Genomic DNA, 17,720 nt, shown 5'->3' with positions numbered 1-17,720 from the left:
ACAGGAGGGCTCCGCACGCGAGCAGGGCGAACGAAGGTGTGGGGCGCGTCGGCACGGCAATGCCCGTCGAGGGCCCATGCGCGGGGGCCGTTCGTACGGAACATGCCAGCAGGTCTTCGGACTCGGGGTCATCCGGGCGAGGCGCCTTCCCGGGCCGTCAGTCCGGCCCAGTGGCCTTGCTGCCACGCCCGTCACCCTCACCCTGCGCGTCAGTTCCGGGTTCGCCCCGGAATCCCTGACTCGCGTACACGCGTACGGAGTACGACTGGGCTTGCGCAAGCCACCACAGGCGTCGACGGATGATCACACGGTCGACGGATCATCAGACGATGTTGACAATCATTTTCAAATAGTCGATGCTGCTCACGCCCCCCACCCGTCCGCCCACCGTCCTGCGCGGCCGCGGTGCGGGGGTCCACTCCACGTGATCCTCTGGGAGCAGCATGTCGATCTTTCACAACCGCCGAGAATTCCTCGCCCTCACCGGTGCCGCCGCCGGCGCCCTGGTGCTCACCGGGTGCGGCTCCGGTAGCGGCAGCGGCGGCCCGGCGGCGGGCGACAAGGCGAAGCCGCAGCGCGGTGGCCGATTCCGGGCGCTGTTCCCCGGCGGCGGCGAGCAGGAGACCATCGATCCGCACGCGGAGGCCCTCGCTATCGACATGGCCCGCACCAAGGCCCTCTTCGACCGGCTCGTGGACCTGGACGCCACCATGGCGCCGGTGCCCCGCCTTGCCCGGAAGTGGGAGTCCAACAACGACGCGACGGTGTGGCGGTTCACCCTGCGCGACGCGCTGTTCCACGACGGGAAGCCGCTGACTCCCGAGGACGTGCTATTCACCTTCGGCCGCATCCTCGACCCGAAGGCGATAACGCACTACGGGCAGAGCCTGCTCTCCGTCATCGACCTCAAGAAGAGCCGGAGCGCCGGGAAGAACGTCGTGGAGGTCGCGCTGAAGCAGCCCAGCGCCGAGTTCCCCGCCCTGCTCGGCACGCTGGGCACAGCCGTCGTCAGCTCCCGTTACGCCGACACGGCCAAGCCCGTGGGGACCGGGGCGTTCACGCTGAAGTCCTTCCGGGCCGGGCGCGCCTTCGTCGCCGAACGGTTCGACGACCACTGGGACGGCGGCGCGTACGTCGACGAGCTGAGGATCCTGTCCGCCGACACCGACGCCCGGGGCAACGCCCTGCGGGCCGGGGAGGCGGAGTTCGGCTACGAGATGACCCCGACCTTCGCCCGGACCGTACAGGCCGACAAGTCGGTGCGGATCCTGGCGGCGAAGGGCAGCACGGCCCACGCCATCGTGATGAAGTGTGACCAGGAGCCCTTCAACAACCCCGACGTCACACGGGCGTTCAAGCTGCTCGCCGACCGCGAGAAGCTCGTGCAGGTCGTCCTGGCAGGCCAGGGCGTGGTCGGCAACGACATGTTCGGCAAGGGGTACCAGTACTACCCCGAGGACATCCCGCAGCGTACGCGGGACGTCGAGGAGGCGCGCTCGCTGCTGAAGAAGGCCGGCGTGCTGAACAAGACCCTGTCGATCTACACCTCCTCGGTGGCCACCGGCTTCGTGGAGGCGGCGACCCTCTTCGCCGAGCAGGCCGCCGACGCCGGCCTGCGGGTGAAGGTCACCACCGGTGCGTCGGAGACGTACTTCAAGGACCAGCTCGCCAAGGGCGTGATGGGCAGTCACCGCTCCGGCGCGATGACGATCCCCAACTACATCAACGACCGGCTGCTCACGAAGTCGGCGTTCAACGCCTCCGGCTGGCGCCGCAAGGACTTCGACGCCACCTTCGCCAAGGCCCAGTCCACGACCGACGCGGGTGAACGCGGCAAGCTGTACGGCCAGTTGCAGCGCACCGTCCACGACGAGGGCGGCCTTCTGATCTGGGGCCACCCGGACTGGCTGAACGGTGTCTCGTCGCGGGTCCGGGGCATGGAGGCGGCTCCGCCCAACACCCTGGGCTCGGCTCGCTTCGACAAAGTGTGGCTGGCCTGACGATGCGCCGGTACGCCTGCCAGCGCCTCGCGCTCGGTGTGGTCCAAATCGCCCTGCTCGCCGTGCTGGTCTTCCTGCTGACCTCACTGCTGCCGGGCGACGCGGCCGATGTCCGCAACAACGAGGACGCCGGCGCCGAGCAGGTGGAGGCGCTGCGCGAGCAGCTCCAACTGGACCGGCCGCCGCTGGAACGGTTCACCGACTGGGCTTCGGGGATCCTCACCGGTGATCTGGGCACGTCGCTGGTGAGCGGCGGCCCGGTGCTGGACATCCTGACCGAGACGGTCGGCACCACGCTGGTGCTCGCGGCGGTCACGCTCGCCGTGGTGGTTCCGCTCGCCGTCACCCTCGGCATCGCCTGCGGCCTGCGCGAGGGCGGCCGCCTGGACCGGGTCGTGACCTCGGCGACCCTGGCGCTCAACGCCGTACCGGACTTCGTGCTGGCCTTGCTGCTCGTGACCGGGCTGTCGCTCAAGCTCGGGTGGCTGCCCGCCACCTGGGTCGGCGTCGGTGCGGCGGACCTGCTCGTACAGCCGGCGCTGCTCGTCCTGCCGGTCACCGTGGTGGCCGCCCGCATGATCTGCCTGCTCTCCCGGCAGGTTCGGGCGGGCATGGTGATGGTGCTCCAGGCCGGTTACGTCGCCCAGGCCCGCCGCCTGGGCGTGCCGCGCCGGGCGCTGCTGCTGCGCCACGTCCTGCCGAACGCGGCGGTTCCCGGCATCCAGGAACTGGCCCGCGTCGGCGACAACCTGGTCGGCGGCGTACTGATCGTCGAGGCGGTCTTCGCCATCCCCGGCGTCGCCACCGCCCTGGTGCGGGCGGTGGAGGCGCGGGACGTACCCACCGTGCAGGGCCTGGCCCTGGTGGTCGCGGCAGCGGCCCTGCTGTTCAGCCTCGCCGCCGACCTGCTCTCCCATCGCCTCGTACCACGGACGGAGGTCCTTCGGTGAAGGTTCTGAAGCGACCTGGCTCTCGGCCGGGGTACGGCAGGATCACCCTGCCGGCGGCGCCGCTGGGTACCGTGCTCCTCGCGCTGCCCCTGGGTGTCGCCGTCCTCGGGCCGCTCTTCGCCGACGCGCCCGCCTCCGGGGTGTCCGCCCCGTACGCCACAAGCGATGCCCAACACCCCCTCGGGACCGACGGGCTGGGCCGGGACGTACTGGCTCTCCTGCTGCACGGGGGGCGCAGCGCGCTGGGCATGGCGCTCGGCGCGGTCGCGATCGCCTACCTCGTCGGGGGGATCGTGGGTCTGCTGGCGGCCTCGGCACGCCGCCGGTGGGCGGACGAGCTGCTCATCCGCCCCCTCGACGTGCTGCTGCCGCTGCCGACCCTGCTGGTGATCAGCGTGATCGCGGTCGGCTGGCGCGGCTCCCCCCTGGCCATCGCCCTCGCGGTCGCGGCCGTCAACGTCCCGCCGGTGGCGCGGCTCGTGAGGGCGGCGGCGCTGGACGCGGCGAGCAGCCCCGTCACCGAGGCCCTGCGTCTCCAGGGCGAGTCCCGGATCCGCATCCAGCTCGACCACATCGCCCGCTCCGTCATCACCCCGGTCGCCGCCGACATCGGCACCCGCATCACCCTCGCCGTCTTCCTGGTGGGTTCGGCCAACTTCCTGGGGCTCGGGCTGGACCCGACCGCGCCCGACTGGGCGGTGAGCATCTCGCGCGGCAGTGAGGGACTGCTGCTCCAGCCGTGGGCGGTGCTTGCGCCCGCCGCGATGCTCGTCATGTTCACCGTGGGGCTCAACCTGGTCGCCGACCGCCTGCTGGGCCGCTCCCGCCGACGTACGCAGGAGGCCGTCCGATGACCCCGCTCGTCACCGTCCGAGGACTGACCGCACGCGCCGGGGAGGCGGTGCTCCTCGACGCGGTCGACTTCGACCTGTACGAGGGGCGCGTGACCGCGCTCGTCGGCCCGTCCGGCAGCGGCAAGACGACCGCCGCCCTTTCCCTGCTGGGCGAGGCGGGGCCGGGAGTGCGGCTGAGCGGCCGGGTCACCGCCGACGGCGTCACGGCCGTGGACGCGGCCGGGGTGACCGCACAGGCCGCTTCGCTGCCCGGGCGTGTCATCGCCTACATGCCCCAGCACCCGGGGAGCGCGCTCAACCCGGCCCGCCGTACCGGCGCCGTCCTCGCCGAGCTGGCGCGTCTGCACCGTCCGGACTCCGCACCGGCGACGGCGGTGTCCGAGGCGCTCCGGAGCGCCCAGCTCCCCCCGGGGCGGGACGTCGAGCGGCGCTTCCCCCACCAGTTCTCGGGCGGGCAGCGCCAGCGCGTAGCGCTCGCGCAGACCCTGGTGTGCCGACCTCGCGTCCTCGTCCTGGACGAGCCGAGCACCGGCCTGGACACGGTGGCCCGGATGCAGCTGGCGGAAGAGCTGGCGGCCCTCGTGCGCGACGGGCTCGCGCTCCTGCTGCTCAGTCACGACCACGACCTGGTGCGGGCGCTCGCCGACCATGTGGTCGTCCTGCGGCGCGGGCGGGCGGTGGCCTCGGGTTCGCCCGCCGGGGCCCTGCCCGCCCGCCCCGAGGTGACCACCGTCCGCCACACGCCCCACGACTCCGGCCGGTCCCCCGTCCTGGAGGTGCGCGACCTCTCCGCGCACCTGCACAGCCGCGGCCGCGGCCCGGTGCTGCACGATGTGGGCCTGCACCTGTCCGCCGGGGGGTGCGTCGGTGTGGCCGGGCTGTCCGGCAGCGGCAAGACGACCCTGGCCCGCTGTGTAGCCGGGCTGCACGAACGCCGGCGCGGCCAAGTGCTGCTGGACGGCGTGGCGCTTCCCGTCCTGCGGCGGCGCACCATCGAGCAGAAGCGGCGCGTGCAGTACGTCTGGCAGGAGGTCCGCGCCTCCTTCGACGAGCGGCACGCGGTGGTCGAGCAGGTGGCCCGTACCGCCGTACGGCTGCGCGGCGGCGCGCCCGCCGAAGCACTGGATGAGGCGCACCGGCTGCTGGGCCGGTTGGGACTGGACGAGGCGACCGTCGGACGGCGCGCCGGTGGTCTGTCCGGCGGCGAGTTGCAGCGGGCGGCGCTGGCGCGGGCCGTCATCGCGGCTCCCGACGTCCTGGTCTGCGACGAGATCACCACGGCCCTGGACCCGGCCGCCACCGAAGCGGCCCTCGCCGAACTCGCCCGGCTCCGCGAGGAGCAGGGCACCGCGCTCCTCTGGGTGAGCCACGACTTCGAACTCCTCGCCGCCGTCGCGCACCACATCGTCGTCGTCGACGGCGGCCACATCGTCGAATCCGGCGCACCCGTGCAGGTGCTGCGGGAGCCACGGGCCACCCTCACCCGGCGTCTCGTACGCGCCATGGATCTCGGTACGGCCCTGACGGCCACGGATCTGACCGCGCCGACCGTGTCCGCTTCCTGACACCACGAGCTTCCACCAACACCCCGACCACGGAGGACACATGACCGACCGGCCCACAGCCGGCACCGCGGCGTCACGGGACGACGCCCGTGCCCTGCTGGAGTCCCTGCCCGAGACGCTGCCCAAGGAGGAGATTCTCGCGATCAACAGCGCGAAGTCCGACATCCACACCACGCGGGCGTACGACTACAACGGCTGGGCGTTCACGCTGCCGCCGGGAGTCTTCAAGCCGGGTGACACCAGCCGCATCGTCCACGACCGGTTGCTGGACGGCACGATCCCCGTCAAGGGCAGGTCGTACGCGGCCATGGGCGTCGGCCTCGGGGTCGAGGCCGTCGTCGCCGGCACGCTCGGGGCGCGGGAAATCTACGCGGCCGACGTCCACCCGGACAGCGTGGCGACGGCCGCCGACCACTACCGGCGCATCGTCGGGGACCGGCCGGACACCGTATTCCGGCCCCTGGTGTCCAACCTCTTCGAGGAGTTCCCCGGCTCCGCCCGGCTGGACGTCATCACCTTCAACCCGCCCGCCGTCAGCGCACGGACCAGTGACGACCCGACCGTGGTCCGCAACGTCTGCGTGGGCGCCGAGATCGTCACGCGCTTCTTCGACCAGATCGTCACCCGCGACCTGCTCGCACCGGAGGGCGAGATCTACCTGATCGTGTCCAACACCGCCGAACTCAAGCGGATCGTCGGCTACGGGATGGACGCCGGATTCCGGCCCGAGATCCTGCACCGCCAGACGTGGGAGGGCGACGGCTGCCAGGCGTACCTGTTCAAACTCATCCGCCGCGACGCCGCCTGAACGGGAGGAAATGACATGCACGAGCACATAGCCGAGGCCGTCAAGGAACCGGACGTCGTGGCCGTCCCGCCGGGGGCGATCTGTCTGCGCTTCGAGACGATGAAGCTGTACTCGGCACTCGGCGCCGTACGCCACCTGCTGGAGACCGGGCAGATCAAGCCGGGTGACACCCTCGTCGACAGCTCCAGCGGCATCTACGCCCACGCGCTCGCCCTGGCCTGCCACCGCTACGGACTCAACTGCCACATCGTCGGCTCGACCACCGTGGACCGTACCCTCCGCGTCCAGTTGGACATCCTTGGAGCCACCCTGGAGCAGGTCCGCCCGTCCAAGAACCTGCGCCTGGACCAGAACCTGCGCGTCGAGCGGATCGGCGCACTGCTGCGCGAGAACCCGCACTACCACTGGATGCGGCAGTACCACGACTCCATTCACTACCTCGGCTACCGCGACGTCGCGGACCTGATCCGCAAGGAGGTCCCGGAGGGCCCGCTGTCGCTCGTCGGGGGCGTCGGCACCGGGGCCTCCACCGGCGCCATCGCCACGTACCTGCGTGAGGCGGGCCGGGACGTGACGCTCGTCGGGGTGCAGCCGTTCGGCAGCGTCACCTTCGGCGCCGAGCACGTCTCCGACCCGGACATGATCATCGCGGGTATCGGCAGCTCCATCCCGTTCCAGAACGTGCGGCACGATCTGTACGACCGCATCCACTGGGTGAACTTCGACTACGCCATGTCGGGCGCCGTCGAACTCCTGCGGGCCAGCGGCATCTTCGCCGGCCTGTCGGCGGGCGCCGCGTACCTCGCCACGCTGTGGGAGCGGGAGCGCGACACCGACAGGACGTACGTCTTCCTCGCCGCCGACACCGGGCACCGGTACGTGGACAGCGCCTACGCCAACCACGCCGACGCCGTCGGTCTCGGATCGATGCGGCCCCACGAGGTCACGGCGCGGGACGAGCTGCGGCACCCGTGGTCGGCGATGGACTGGCCGCCGGCCGGCAGCGCGCTGCTGCGTGGCACTCCTGTGCTGGTACCCGAGAGGGCCTAGCGTCGCCTGCCGGGGTCGGCCGATCCCCCTTCGTACGTCTTTCACCGGAAGGTGTCCCGTCATGTCCTTCGACGAGCAGCTCTCACGCGGTTTCGTTCTCCTGCCACGCCTCCTCGACGCCTCCGAAACGGCGGCTCTGGGCGAGGCGGCGGAAGCCGTGCTCGCGCGCGTGACGAAGAAGGCACGGGAAGGGGCGGCCGACGTCACCGTGTGGCCGGACGGGCACCGGCTGGAGGCGGTGGACGGCACCACCGTCCACTGGGAGCCGGACGCCCGTCCGCCCGCGGTACGCAGCCTCGCGCCGGTGACGCACCTGCACCCGGCACTGGACAGCCTGTGGACAGAGGAACGGATCACCGCTCCCATGCGCCGGATCGTGAAGAGCAAGCGGCTCGGCCCGTTCACCTCCAAGCTCAACTTCAAGCGGGCCGACGTAGGTTCGGAGTTCCGCTGGCACCAGGACCACCCGTACTGGTACTGCTGCGCGGGACCCGACGCCCAGGACGTCGCCACCGCGATGATCTTCCTCGACGATGTCACGGCCGACAACGGAGCCCTGGAGATCGTGCCGGGCAGCCACCTGGCCGGGCCCGCGCCCCGGGACCGGTCGGAACCCACCGGCCTGCTGGCGGACTCCGCACGCACCGATGTGAGCGACGCGGTGACCGTCGAGGCACCGGCCGGCTCGGTCCTGATGTTCCCGGGGCTCATCGTGCACCGCTCCGGCCCCAACCGGACGGCACGGGACCGGCGTTCTCTGCTGCTGTGCTTCCAGCCCGCCGGGCGGCCCGGACTCGCGGGGCTCGCCTACCGGGCGGAGCGGCTCGCCGACCTTCCCTGACTCCCCTCCGTAAACAAACCCCCGAGAAAGAACTGACATGCCTCCCTCACAGCCGCACTCCGTACCCGATCTCCAGCAGGCCGTTCTCGACGGCACCTACGGGCCTCTCCCCCAGGAACTGGCAGTCACCAGCGCCTTCTGGCTCCACCACACCACCCGGCTCGCCGGCAGCCAGGTCACCTACCGCAACAGCTACCTGCTGATGAGGTCCGGCGACGCCTTCGGCGCCTGCTCCTTCGAAGCCGGCGAGGTCGACCCCGACTTCTGCGCCGACGCCTCCGGGCACACCCTCGACACCCTCATCCAGCACGAGTCGGCGCCAGTGCGCATCGCCGCGCTCGACGCATACCTGGGACGCGTACAGCCGCACCGCGGCGCGGCAGACGCCGAGACCGTCATCCTGCCCACCGGAACGCCGGAGGAGCGCGCGCAGGCCAGGGACGCGGCCGTCGCCGGGCTCCTCGACATCGCGCCCGGGGCGAAGGTCGCCCTCATCGGCGTCGTCAACCCGCTCGTCGCCGCGATACGCGAGCAGGGCGGCGTCCCGCTGCCCTGCGACCTCAACCTGCGCACCACCAACTGGGGCGACCCCGTCACGGACAACATGACGCAGGTCCTCTCCGAGGCGGACGCCGTGGTCGCCACCGGCATGACCCTCAGCAACGGCAGCTTCGACCAGATCGTCGAGCATTGCCGCAAGCACGAACTCCCGCTGGTGGTGTACGCCCAGACAGGCAGCGCCGTCGCGCGCGCCTTCCTGGGCGCCGGCGTGACCGCGCTGTCCGCGGAACCCTTCCCCTTCTCCCAGTTCAGCGCCGACGCAACCGCGCTCTACCGGTACCGGGCGGCGCAGGCATGAGCAGCGAGACGAAGCAGCCGGCGGCAGACGCCACCGCCGGTTCGGCGGAACAGCCCGCCGAAGCCGCAACGAACGCGGCGGCGAGCGCAAATGCCGTGCCGGGCGACTGGCGGATGACCCTCATCCTGTGGCCGTTCATGCTCGCCTCGGCCGTGGGCCTGGTGCCTTTCACCATCTACAGCACCTTCCTCGTCCCCATCGCAGACACGGCGGACGGCAGCGTCGCCGCCTTGGGTCAGCTGCGTGGCCTCGGCGGACTCGCCGCCCTGGCCGTGGGCACAGCGCTGGCTCCGCTGATCGACCGCGTCCGCAAGGAATGGGCGGCCGCGGGCGGACTCGCCGTGCTGGCCCTGTCAGCCGCCTTCGGCGCCACCGGCGAGTTCCTCCTGTTGACTGCCTTCTGCCTGCTGGTCGGCGCCGGTACGGCCGTGCTCAATCCGGCGCTGACGGCAGCCGCGGCCGACCGCTTCGACAACGACGCGGCCGCGGGCCGCGCGGCGACCCTCATCACCGCCACCCAGTCGCTCACGGCACTCCTGGCCGCGCCCCTGGTGGCATTGCCGGCCGTGCTGTGGGGCTGGCAGGGCGACTTGTGGGCCATCGCCGCCATAGCCGCCGTACTGGCTCTGTACTTCGTCCTACGAGGCCGCCGCTCCCAGCGCGTCGGGCACACAGCCGACCGGGACGCGGAGAAGGCGACGCGGCCGGGGTACCTCGCGTCGTTCAAGTCGCTCGGCGCCCTGCCCGGGGTGGTCCCGCTCCTCTGCGTGGCCATGCTGAGAACGGCGGCGTTCATGGGTTACCTCGCGTACCTCGCCGCCTTCTACGACGAGCGCTTCGGCCTGGACCCCGGCCCCTTCGCCATCGTCTGGACCCTGAGCGGCACCTCGTTCTTCCTGGGCAACCTCCTCGCCGGCCGACTGCTGAGCTCCGAGCGGCCGACGGTCTCCAGTGAGCGGCTGATGACGCTCGCCCTACTGGTGGCGCTGTCGGCTCTCGTAGGTGTCTTCTTCACCCACTCTCTGTTCCTGGCGCTTCCGTTGACCGCACTCATCGGCGCCGGTCACGCGACGGTGGCCGCCTGTGTCACCACGCTGCTGGTGCGCCGCTGCGGATCGCTGCGGGGCACGGCGCTGAGCCTCAACGCCGCCGGAATGAGCTTCGGCGTCTTCCTCGGCGCCGGCCTCGGTGGCGTCGGTCTCGCTGTCGGCGGGTATCCGGGCACCGCCGCGGCACTGGGCGGACTGACCCTCGCGGCGCTCGTCTTCGCCCGCGCGGTGGCGCGCTCCGTCCCTGCTGGTGAGTGAGGAAGCCGCCAGTACACCGGGGGATCGGATAGAGGAGCGCCTACGGGCCGGCGCCGCGGCCCGTAGGCGCCCCCGCATCGACGGAGCACGTCGAACGGGTATCGGCACTCCGCTGATCAGGCAGACGGCCAACACGAGCTGGGCGGGGAACGCGATGCCGCACATGCTTCCGCAGGACCGCCCCCCCCGGACGGAGGCGGCCGACTGGGGCAGGGCCGCCCGGATCCCCGGAGCCGTCATGACAGTCCTTCCTGTCGTTCCGCCACGAGCTCCATCGCACGGCGGACGGCCGCCGACCGGGCGGGGGCCAGGTCCGCGAAAATGGCGTCTGCCGGACCGCCGGCGCCCTTGTCCGGGAAATGCACCGCCAGGTGATCGGGCAGAAGGGCCGCCAACGCTGCCGCGGCACGGGCCACCCGCGGGTCGTCCGGCTCCTCGTCGGCGAGCGAGTCCAGCAGGCCGTACACCTCCCCCGCGTGCTCCCCCATCCCGTGCAGCGCCGCCATCAGCGAGCCCCGCTTCTCCTCGGGGACCACGGCGTCGAGGAAGGCCAGGTGCTCCCGGTCCTGCACAGCCATCGGGGAGTCCGGCACCTCGCCGAGACCGGCCAGCAGCCTGGTGAACTCCGGCGACACCGGCCCCTCGGCGGGGAGCCGCCCGGCCCGCGCCTCGGCCAGCAGCCCGGCGAGCCGTGCCCGCCGCTCCCGGATGACCGCCTCCTGCCGTCCGAGGTCTTGGTCCAGCTCCTTCAGCACCCCCACCAGCTCCCGCCCCTCGTCATCCGCGAGGACGTCCCGCACCTCGTCAAGCCCGAGCCCGAGCTCGGTCAGCCGCCGGATCCGGGCGAGCAGGACAGCCTCCCGGATGCCGTACTCGCGGTAGCCGTTACTGCGCCGTACGGGCTCGGGCAACAGCCCGAGATGGTGGTAGTGCCGCACGGCCCGCGGGGTGACCCCGGCGAGGGCGGCGATCTTGCCGATGCGCATGAGCCCAGTAGAAACCATGACGTCGCGGCAAGGTCAAGGGTGGCCTGAGCGGCGGGCAGCGTGCCCGGCGCGACCGTGGTGGAGGGTGCCAGGGGGAGCCCGGCGGCCTCCTTGACCTTGCCGCGACGTCAAGGTCTCTACTGAGTGGCATCCAGCCCGAAGCAATCACCGAGCTCGCGGGACGATCCACCAGAGAGGGCACCGAGATGACCACCACTGCCGAGAAGAACATGACCCTGATGCGCACCGCGTACCAGTCGGTGGAGAGCGGCGACCTCGACGCGGCCGAGCAGATGCTGACTGAGAACTTCATCGCCAACCTCCCCGGGAACCTCGACCCGCTGCACGGCCGGGAGATCTGGCGTCTGGGCACTCAGGCCATGACGGACGCCTTCCCCGACCTGAAGATCAATGTCCAGGACATGTTCAGCGCTGGAGACAAGGTGACGGTGCTGGTCCACTTCCAGGGAACGCACCAGGGCGCGTTCCAGCAGTTCGAGGCGACGGGCCGCCAGGTCAGCTACCGGAGCATCGAGGTCTACCGCTTCGAGGGTGACAAAATCGCCGAAGAGTGGGTCGCGCCGGACATGCTCAGCCTCATGCAGCAGATCTCGCCCACCCCTACCGGCCGCTGACCCCGGCCGGTCCACCCGCCGCGTGGCAGGCATCCAGATGGGCCGGCTACTTCTGTCGCTCCGGCTCTTCTGCCGCCTGACCGACCGCCGATAGAGCCGCGGACGCCCCCCTGGTACAGGTCGCAGCCCCCTGGGCCCCACACGTCCGCCCGTGCATGCTCAACGGCGACTGTCGCCCGGGGCGAGCAGGCTGGTGAGCTCAGCGATCGCCTCTGGGGACGGCTTGAAACAGCGGCGGACGTTCTCCGGCTTCCTGTGCCGGACTTCGCCATCAGCATCAGCAGTGATGCGCCCTGCTCACCGAGGTGTGTCAGACGGCGCGGGCCGTCCGATGCGGGATGTGGCCGGGAGGTGGGGTTACTTGGATTCGACTCGTCCTACCGGGTCAGCGCCGGTCGTCAGTGCCTCGCACGCGGTCTGCCACGTGGGGGCGCCGGGGTGGAGCTGGGTGTGGAGGTAGGCCGCAGCGAGCCGGGCGAGGGCGGCGACTCGCTCGGGGTTCTCGTCGGTGGTCTCGGCGGCGTCGTAGCCGGCGATCCCGCCGAGTCCGTGCTCCGCGTCGAACAGGGTGAGCAGGGTCTTGGGGCCGGGGGCGAGGGTGAAGGGGTCGGCGTGCCAGTCCGGCCCCATGTCCGTGAAGTGCCAGGAGTCGTCCTTGTCGCCGGCGACGACCAGCGCGGGTGCAGTCATGGTGGAGAAGTCGACAGCCCCGATGATCGGCCAGTGCTCGGCCATGGGCCCGTTGAGGACATCGCCGCCCCTGCCGGGCGCGGCGAGCAGTACGCCCGCCTTGATCCGGGGCTCGACGAGGTGCACCACGTTCCCGGTGTCGGGGTCGGTGAGCCCGGCACCCAGCAGGAGGGCGGCGGTGAAGCCGCCGAGCGAGTGTCCAGCGAGGGCGACCTTGGTGTGGTCGATCCGTCCGGCGAGCTGTGGCACGGCGTTCTCGATCACCTCGAACCGGTCGAGGATGTGCGTCATGTCCTCGGCTCGGGAGCGCCAGAAGTCGGGTGCGCCGGGTGCGCCGGCGACCAGGTGGGTCAGTGCCCTGGAGGTGAGGTGGGTGGGTTGGACGACGACGAATCCGTGCGCCGCCCAGAAGTCGGCGAGCGGCGCGTATCCGTTCAGCGAGGAGAGGTTGTTCGAGAGGCCATGGCCGTGGGAGAGGAGGATGACGGCAAGGCCGGTTCCTGTCGCGGGTGCGGAGACACGTACCTGAAGGTCCACAGGACGTCCGAGTACGGACAGCACCACCGAGCTGAAGGACAGGACCGGGACGGGCGCGCCCAAGGCGTCGGCGGTTTTGGCGGTGGATGTGCTCACGATGCGGGTTCCCTTTCGGTGGCGCCTGCCGTCCGCCGGTCTCGTGCGAACGGCGACGGACAAGGCTGTCAGGAGCGGCCCGTTTCGGCTAAGCTGAAGCGGAACACTGCTCCACTTAATATCCGGAGCAACGATCCGTTTTGTCAAGCGGTGTCGAAGGAGAACGTGATGCCCACCGAGAGCCCCGCCGGGGAGCAGCCAGCCCGAGGCAAGCGGGCCGACGCCCAGCGCAACCGGCAGACGGTGCTCACGGCTGCCGCCGAGGTGTTCGTCACCTCCGGCGTCGATGCGCCGATCCGGCAGATCGCGGCCCGGGCCGGCGTCGGGATGGCCACGATCTACCGCCACTTCCCGACCCGGGCGGATCTCGTCACAGCGGTCTACCGGCACCAGATCGAGGCATGCGCCGAAGCCGGCCCGAACCTGCTGGCCAGTGCCGGCTCCCCGCTCGACGCACTGCGCCAGTGGATCGACCTCTTCGTCGACTTCCTGGTCACCAAGCATGGACTCGCCGACGCCCTGCAGTCCGACAGTGACCGCTTTGCCGCGCTGCACGCCTACTTCCTCGACCGGCTGCTGCCCGTCTGCGCCCAACTGCTCGATGCCGCGGTCGACGCTGGTGCCATCAGGCCCGGCACGCAGCCCTACGAGCTGATGCGCGGCATCGGCAACCTCTGCATCGGACGGGACAACGACCCCCGCTACGACCCCCGGCGCCTGATCGCCCTCCTCCTCCAGGGACTCCAGCAACCTCACGCATCCTGATGCGGCGAGCGACTTCGCGACCTGGTCCCTCCGCTCCGCGACTTCCACGCGATCTGAACGGCTGCCTCTCAACAGTCGGAGACACCGGCAAGCAACAGAGCCCCTGAGCCGGTGCTGTCACTTCTCGTGAACATCGAACACGGCATCATCAGGACGCTGCTCAACGTCGCGAATATCCGCTGTCGTGACTCGTGAACGAAGCCACTCCCACCGCAGCTTGCGCAGGAGACGCCAGGTTTTCAGGGCGGCCACGGCCTGTTCGCCGGGCGCCCGGACCTTCGCATCGGACCGGTTGGCGGCCTGCTGTCCTGCGGACAGCTTGTCCCCACCAGGCACCAAGGGCCAGCCAGAGTACGAGTCAGGCCCCGCGCCGAGACGGCACACCTATACCCACAGCCGGAGTAGTACGGCCGGTAGGCGGCGATGCGGTCGATGGGCAGCAGCGTCCCGTCCAGGATCAGATGCGCCGTCCGTGCCGCTGCGCGGACAGCGGTGGCGAGGTCGGGTGCCAGGGCCGCCAGGATTTCGACGGCCTCGGCCACGTACCGGTAGACCGTGGTGGTTCCGATGCCGAAACCGGCCGCGAGCTGCGCGTAAGTGTGGCCGCACCGCAGGCGGGCCAGCACGAGCAGGGCCTGCCGCCGGTCGGCCGGAAGCCGACGCCAGCGTGTGCCACGCTCCAGGCGGTGGGCTCTGAGCAGGCCAGACAGGAAGCGCAGGGCCGAGCTGGACAGATCGATCCCCGATGGGTAGATGAGCACACGAAGCTCCGGGCAGACAGGGTGCTCTTGGTCGACAACCCTCTACCAGGGGCTTCACCCTTGTCCACACACGGCGCCCACACCAACGACCGGCCTGCTGAGCCAAGTTGCGACAGGCTCAGCGGCAGCGTGGCCGGTTGCCCTCGACCCGCCAGCCTTGTGCCTCGGGGTTTGCTGGGATCATGCAACGTTCATCAGCGCCTGCCCGGGCTTCGCCGGTCGGCGCGAGCGGGTCTCTGTCCTTGGCGATGCCACACTGACCGGACTGCGGCGCCTGATCCAGACGTCATTCCAACGCGAGCTGTGCACGTCACACCAGTGTCGCCGTTCGCTGCTCGGTCGGCTCGCAGCCCGAGCTGGTCGTGCTCAGTCGGCCGTTTCACCGGCCTTGAGGACGGCCTCGACGTCGACCATGACATCGACCATGGGGCTGACAACCACTCCGCCACGGTCGACCACGTCGTTCCAACTCACCCCGAAGTCATGTCGATTGATACGCGTCGTGGCAGCGAAACCGGCGCGTCGCCTGGGCCCGAGGTCCCGCCCCTCCTCCCACCAAGGGGTATCCCACTGTCCCAAGTAGGTAACGTCGAAGGTTACGGGGCGCGTCACGCCACGTACCGTGAGATCTCCGGTGACCTCGAACTCGGTTCCGCTCACCTGATGAATGCGCGACCCGACAAACGTCCACGACGGGTGGTGCTCGACGTCGAAGAAATCGGCACTGCGGAGGTGGGTGTCGCGCTGGGGCTGACCGGTGTACACCTGGGTCGCGTCGACCGTCGCCTCGACGCGGGCCTTCTCCGGCTCGTCGGGATCGACCTCCAGCAAGCCGTGCACGTTCTTGAGCTGCCCGCGCACGTACGTGACCATCATGTGCCTGGCGCGGAACTCCGCCGCGGTATGACCGGGCTCGAAGAACCATTTGGTCCTGGCCATGTGCGCCCCTGACGGAATTACCCCTTCAACCAAGGTAGGTCCGATGGCGGGTCACGGAGCGCGTACGGCGATGTGGGGCCGACGTGCTCGTGGTGCGTCATCGGTGTTCGTTCACGCCCTCGGCGATGAGGGAGGCGCCGATGCCCAGCATCCAAACGTCCTTGGCCAGCGCGATTCCCTGCTCGGTCGGGCGCAGGCTGCCTTCCCGCCGCATCCCCGGCGTCCGCAGGTAGAGCCCGAGGGTGCCAACGGAGAATGCGGTCAACGCAACCCCGGCGACAGCGGCAGGGATGACAGGCAGGAGCAATGAGGTGGCAACGGCGATCTCTCCGCCGGAGAGCAGCCGGACGAACTTCTGGGCGTCGAGCTTGGCCAGGAACGGGTAGGTGGTGGCGGCAAACTGCTGCAGCCGTTCAGCGGTGGCCTCGTCCGTTCCGCGTTTCGACAGTCCGGAGTTGAGGAAGAACGTGCCGACCGTGAGCCTGAGCGGCAGTTGCCGTGCTGCGGAACGCCATGCTGCGTCTGATGCCATACCGAGCCTCCCAACATTCACCCTCACATACCACCCTGCCATCCGCCGGAAACATGTCAAACGGGGCCCAATTACATCTATCGGTCCCGGAGCCTTGATCAGGTCAGTGCAGGCGAAGCTGCCAGTCCGCCGGGACCTTGCCACGCGGCCCCGGGGTCGGCTGCGAGGCCGGGTGTGAGGTGGGCGGTGCCAGGAGCGGACCCTCGTAGTACTGCTCGGTCTCGATGTTCCAGAACCAGGACTCGCCCGGCTCGAAGCTCGTCAGGAAGGGGTGCCCGGCCGCCCGGGCATGCTTCGTGCCATGCTGCGAGGGCGAGGAGTCACAGCATCCGATGTGCCCGCACGCCGCGCATCGCCGCAGGTGGAACCACCACTCCGGTCCATCGCCTGCCAAGCACTCTACGCACCCGTCCCCACTCGGCTGGGCAGTGGGATCAATACCGGGGATCTGCTCGTGAGCCATGCGCTGCGCCTCCCTGGCGAGGCTTCGCTCCGATGCCGTTTCGGACGGCGTTTCGGCACTCAAAGCGAAGCCGAGAGGGCCGAACGTCTTCCTCCAGCGTAGTCGGCGCGGATCAGGCTCGCAGGCCGTGGGATCAGCTCGCCCGGGCCGCCAGCGCCGCCCTGCCAACTGGAGACGCACGCCGACCAGGGCCGACGACTTTGCGAGGCCCATAGCCACCGGCTCCTGTCGACGGACTTCCTCTATCAACGGGCCCTTGCCGCCGCCGCACGTGGCGAGGAGACCACCACCCAAGCTCTCACCGACGAGATGATCCTGTGGGCAACCCCCCGCCGCGTCGGGTTCTTTCTGTCGTGCGCCTCGCACGCCAAAGCCCTTGCGGCACTGGGCCAGGGCCGGTTCGAGGACGCCTACCAGCACGCGTCCGCCATCAGCCGTGCGGAAGAACTCGCCCCCTACGTCCCCACCGCCCTGTTCGTCATCATGGACCTCGTCGAGGCCGCCGTCCGCACAAGACGGCGCGCGCAGGCGGCCACAGTAGGGCGGCGGACGAGGCCGGCGTCGCTGCGATCTCGCCCCGACTCGGCATGACCATGAAGGCATCCGCCGGGTTCGCCGCTACCGGCCATCACGGGGTCGGACTGTTCGAGGAGGCACTCGCCATCCCCGGCACCGGCCACTGGCCGTTCGAGCGGGCCCGGGTTCAACTCGCCTACGGCGAAGCCCTCCGACGGGCGAAATCCACCAAGAAGGCACGCACACACCTCGGTGCCGCGAGCTCGACACCTTCCAGCGACTCGGCGCCACCCCCTGGGCGATGCGGGCCGCCCACGAGCTGCGGGCCACAGGACTCTCCAAGGGGCACCTCGGGGCAACAGGGCCAGCGCTCCTGACGCCTCAGCAGCGCGAGATTGCCCAGCTCGCAGCGGCCGGCCTCACCAACAGACAGATCGGCGAACGTCTCTTCCTCTCCCCCCGCACTGTCTCCACCCACCTGCACCAGCTCTTCCCGAAGCTGGGCGTGACCTCCCGGGCCGCACTCCGCGACGCATTGGCGCAAGCACCACCTGGGTGAGCACCAC

18 protein-coding genes, 2 pseudogenes and 1 riboswitch are annotated in these 17,720 nt (G+C 70.4%); of the genes and pseudogenes, 13 read left to right on the top strand and 7 right to left on the bottom strand.

All coding sequences use genetic code 11. From position 1 onward, the window contains the following. Window positions 1–90: 90 nt before the first annotated feature. A riboswitch (cobalamin riboswitch) is annotated at window positions 91–285 on the bottom strand. A gap of 158 nt (window positions 286–443) precedes the next feature. The 9 genes from ACWIHY_RS23455 to ACWIHY_RS23415 all read left to right on the top strand — a co-directional run bounded on the left by ACWIHY_RS23455 (window position 444) and on the right by ACWIHY_RS23415 (window position 10,234). Beyond that, window positions 444–2,000 carry an ABC transporter substrate-binding protein gene (locus ACWIHY_RS23455; RefSeq protein ID WP_454377620.1) on the top strand — a complete coding sequence of 519 codons (1,557 nt, stop codon included), beginning with the start codon at window positions 444–446 and terminating at the stop codon, window positions 1,998–2,000. After that, window positions 1,988–2,950 (top strand): ABC transporter permease, encoded by a 963-nt coding sequence (locus ACWIHY_RS23450; RefSeq protein WP_454377619.1) that lies wholly within the window; start codon window positions 1,988–1,990, stop codon window positions 2,948–2,950. The genes ACWIHY_RS23455 and ACWIHY_RS23450 overlap by 13 nt, the downstream gene beginning before the upstream one ends. After that, window positions 2,947–3,804 (top strand): ABC transporter permease, encoded by an 858-nt coding sequence (locus ACWIHY_RS23445; RefSeq protein WP_454377618.1) that lies wholly within the window; start codon window positions 2,947–2,949, stop codon window positions 3,802–3,804. Before ACWIHY_RS23450 ends, ACWIHY_RS23445 begins: the two co-directional genes overlap by 4 nt. Further along, a complete protein-coding gene (locus ACWIHY_RS23440) occupies window positions 3,801–5,369 on the top strand; it encodes an ABC transporter ATP-binding protein (protein WP_454377617.1) in 1,569 nt (522 codons plus the stop codon). The genes ACWIHY_RS23445 and ACWIHY_RS23440 overlap by 4 nt, the downstream gene beginning before the upstream one ends. Before the next feature lie 40 nt (window positions 5,370–5,409). Then, window positions 5,410–6,177 carry a methyltransferase gene (locus ACWIHY_RS23435; protein ID WP_454377616.1) on the top strand — a complete coding sequence of 256 codons (768 nt, stop codon included), beginning with the start codon at window positions 5,410–5,412 and terminating at the stop codon, window positions 6,175–6,177. 15 nt (window positions 6,178–6,192) lie between these two features. Beyond that, window positions 6,193–7,227 (top strand): pyridoxal-phosphate dependent enzyme, encoded by a 1,035-nt coding sequence (locus ACWIHY_RS23430; protein ID WP_454377615.1) that lies wholly within the window; start codon window positions 6,193–6,195, stop codon window positions 7,225–7,227. Window positions 7,228–7,288: 61 nt separating this feature from the next. Continuing rightward, a complete protein-coding gene (locus tag ACWIHY_RS23425) occupies window positions 7,289–8,068 on the top strand; it encodes a phytanoyl-CoA dioxygenase family protein (protein WP_454377614.1) in 780 nt (259 codons plus the stop codon). A gap of 37 nt (window positions 8,069–8,105) precedes the next feature. After that, the gene (locus tag ACWIHY_RS23420) at window positions 8,106–8,927 is read left to right on the top strand and encodes a Rossmann-like domain-containing protein (RefSeq protein WP_454377613.1); all 822 of its coding nucleotides are present in this window, start codon (window positions 8,106–8,108) and stop codon (window positions 8,925–8,927) included. Beyond that, on the top strand, window positions 8,924–10,234 hold the full coding sequence (locus ACWIHY_RS23415; protein ID WP_454377612.1) for an MFS transporter: 1,311 nt from the start codon (window positions 8,924–8,926) through the stop codon (window positions 10,232–10,234). Before ACWIHY_RS23420 ends, ACWIHY_RS23415 begins: the two co-directional genes overlap by 4 nt. Window positions 10,235–10,470: 236 nt before the next feature. On the opposite strand, the gene ACWIHY_RS23410 is transcribed toward ACWIHY_RS23415, so the two are convergent. Continuing rightward, window positions 10,471–11,220 (bottom strand): MerR family transcriptional regulator, encoded by a 750-nt coding sequence (locus ACWIHY_RS23410; RefSeq protein WP_454377611.1) that lies wholly within the window; start codon window positions 11,218–11,220, stop codon window positions 10,471–10,473. Window positions 11,221–11,426: 206 nt separating this feature from the next. Between ACWIHY_RS23410 and ACWIHY_RS23405 the strand changes: the two genes are divergently transcribed. Further along, a complete protein-coding gene (locus tag ACWIHY_RS23405; RefSeq protein ID WP_454377610.1) occupies window positions 11,427–11,855 on the top strand; it encodes an ester cyclase in 429 nt (142 codons plus the stop codon). Window positions 11,856–12,014: 159 nt separating this feature from the next. Here ACWIHY_RS23405 and ACWIHY_RS23400 read toward each other — a convergent pair. After that, window positions 12,015–12,169 (bottom strand): annotated as a pseudogene (locus tag ACWIHY_RS23400) (site-specific integrase); the annotation flags it as partial. Between the two features lie 43 nt (window positions 12,170–12,212). Then, window positions 12,213–13,178 carry an alpha/beta hydrolase family protein gene (locus ACWIHY_RS23395; RefSeq protein ID WP_454377609.1) on the bottom strand — a complete coding sequence of 322 codons (966 nt, stop codon included), beginning with the start codon at window positions 13,176–13,178 and terminating at the stop codon, window positions 12,213–12,215. A 168-nt stretch (window positions 13,179–13,346) separates the two neighbouring features. Here ACWIHY_RS23395 and ACWIHY_RS23390 point away from each other — a divergent pair, with 168 nt between their 5' ends. After that, window positions 13,347–13,943 (top strand): TetR/AcrR family transcriptional regulator, encoded by a 597-nt coding sequence (locus tag ACWIHY_RS23390; RefSeq protein ID WP_454377608.1) that lies wholly within the window; start codon window positions 13,347–13,349, stop codon window positions 13,941–13,943. Between the two features lie 117 nt (window positions 13,944–14,060). Here ACWIHY_RS23390 and ACWIHY_RS23385 read toward each other — a convergent pair. The 4 genes and pseudogenes from ACWIHY_RS23385 to ACWIHY_RS23370 form a co-directional block, all read right to left on the bottom strand. Further along, window positions 14,061–14,704, bottom strand: a pseudogene (locus ACWIHY_RS23385) (transposase family protein). 366 nt (window positions 14,705–15,070) lie between these two features. Further along, a complete protein-coding gene (locus ACWIHY_RS23380; RefSeq protein ID WP_454377607.1) occupies window positions 15,071–15,643 on the bottom strand; it encodes a YceI family protein in 573 nt (190 codons plus the stop codon). Between the two features lie 97 nt (window positions 15,644–15,740). Further along, a complete protein-coding gene (locus ACWIHY_RS23375) occupies window positions 15,741–16,175 on the bottom strand; it encodes a hypothetical protein (protein ID WP_454377606.1) in 435 nt (144 codons plus the stop codon). A 103-nt stretch (window positions 16,176–16,278) separates the two neighbouring features. After that, window positions 16,279–16,638: a UBP-type zinc finger domain-containing protein gene (locus ACWIHY_RS23370; protein ID WP_454377605.1), complete on the bottom strand. Its 360-nt coding sequence runs from the start codon at window positions 16,636–16,638 to the stop codon at window positions 16,279–16,281. Between the two features lie 309 nt (window positions 16,639–16,947). On the opposite strand from ACWIHY_RS23370, the gene ACWIHY_RS23365 reads away from it, so the two are divergent. Both ACWIHY_RS23365 and ACWIHY_RS23360 read left to right on the top strand, forming a co-directional pair. Next, window positions 16,948–17,229, top strand: a complete 282-nt coding sequence (locus ACWIHY_RS23365; protein ID WP_454377604.1) for a hypothetical protein — start codon at window positions 16,948–16,950, stop codon at window positions 17,227–17,229. A 226-nt stretch (window positions 17,230–17,455) separates the two neighbouring features. After that, complete coding sequence (locus ACWIHY_RS23360; RefSeq protein WP_454377603.1) at window positions 17,456–17,713, top strand: helix-turn-helix domain-containing protein; 258 nt, start codon at window positions 17,456–17,458, stop codon at window positions 17,711–17,713. Window positions 17,714–17,720: the final 7 nt, after the last annotated feature.

This window comes from Streptomyces sp. NPDC055287 (assembly GCF_053646035.1).
Note: the sequence above shows the minus strand (reverse complement) of the source record. Positions and strands in the feature narration are given on the sequence as shown.

Excerpts from the sequence above, each read along its gene's own strand:
- ACWIHY_RS23455 (WP_454377620.1), top strand. The coding sequence starts at position 444 with ATGTCGATCTTTCACAACCGCCGAGAATTCCTCGCCCTCACCGGTGCC.
- ACWIHY_RS23440 (WP_454377617.1), top strand. The coding sequence starts at position 3,801 with ATGACCCCGCTCGTCACCGTCCGAGGACTGACCGCACGCGCCGGGGAG.
- ACWIHY_RS23435 (WP_454377616.1), top strand. The coding sequence starts at position 5,410 with ATGACCGACCGGCCCACAGCCGGCACCGCGGCGTCACGGGACGACGCC.
- ACWIHY_RS23430 (WP_454377615.1), top strand. The coding sequence starts at position 6,193 with ATGCACGAGCACATAGCCGAGGCCGTCAAGGAACCGGACGTCGTGGCC.
- ACWIHY_RS23425 (WP_454377614.1), top strand. The coding sequence starts at position 7,289 with ATGTCCTTCGACGAGCAGCTCTCACGCGGTTTCGTTCTCCTGCCACGC.
- ACWIHY_RS23420 (WP_454377613.1), top strand. The coding sequence starts at position 8,106 with ATGCCTCCCTCACAGCCGCACTCCGTACCCGATCTCCAGCAGGCCGTT.
- ACWIHY_RS23415 (WP_454377612.1), top strand. The coding sequence starts at position 8,924 with ATGAGCAGCGAGACGAAGCAGCCGGCGGCAGACGCCACCGCCGGTTCG.
- ACWIHY_RS23410 (WP_454377611.1), bottom strand. The coding sequence starts at position 11,220 with ATGCGCATCGGCAAGATCGCCGCCCTCGCCGGGGTCACCCCGCGGGCC.
- ACWIHY_RS23405 (WP_454377610.1), top strand. The coding sequence starts at position 11,427 with ATGACCACCACTGCCGAGAAGAACATGACCCTGATGCGCACCGCGTAC.
- ACWIHY_RS23390 (WP_454377608.1), top strand. The coding sequence starts at position 13,347 with ATGCCCACCGAGAGCCCCGCCGGGGAGCAGCCAGCCCGAGGCAAGCGG.
- ACWIHY_RS23380 (WP_454377607.1), bottom strand. The coding sequence starts at position 15,643 with ATGGCCAGGACCAAATGGTTCTTCGAGCCCGGTCATACCGCGGCGGAG.
- ACWIHY_RS23375 (WP_454377606.1), bottom strand. The coding sequence starts at position 16,175 with ATGGCATCAGACGCAGCATGGCGTTCCGCAGCACGGCAACTGCCGCTC.
- ACWIHY_RS23370 (WP_454377605.1), bottom strand. The coding sequence starts at position 16,638 with ATGGCTCACGAGCAGATCCCCGGTATTGATCCCACTGCCCAGCCGAGT.
- ACWIHY_RS23365 (WP_454377604.1), top strand. The coding sequence starts at position 16,948 with ATGATCCTGTGGGCAACCCCCCGCCGCGTCGGGTTCTTTCTGTCGTGC.
- ACWIHY_RS23360 (WP_454377603.1), top strand. The coding sequence starts at position 17,456 with ATGCGGGCCGCCCACGAGCTGCGGGCCACAGGACTCTCCAAGGGGCAC.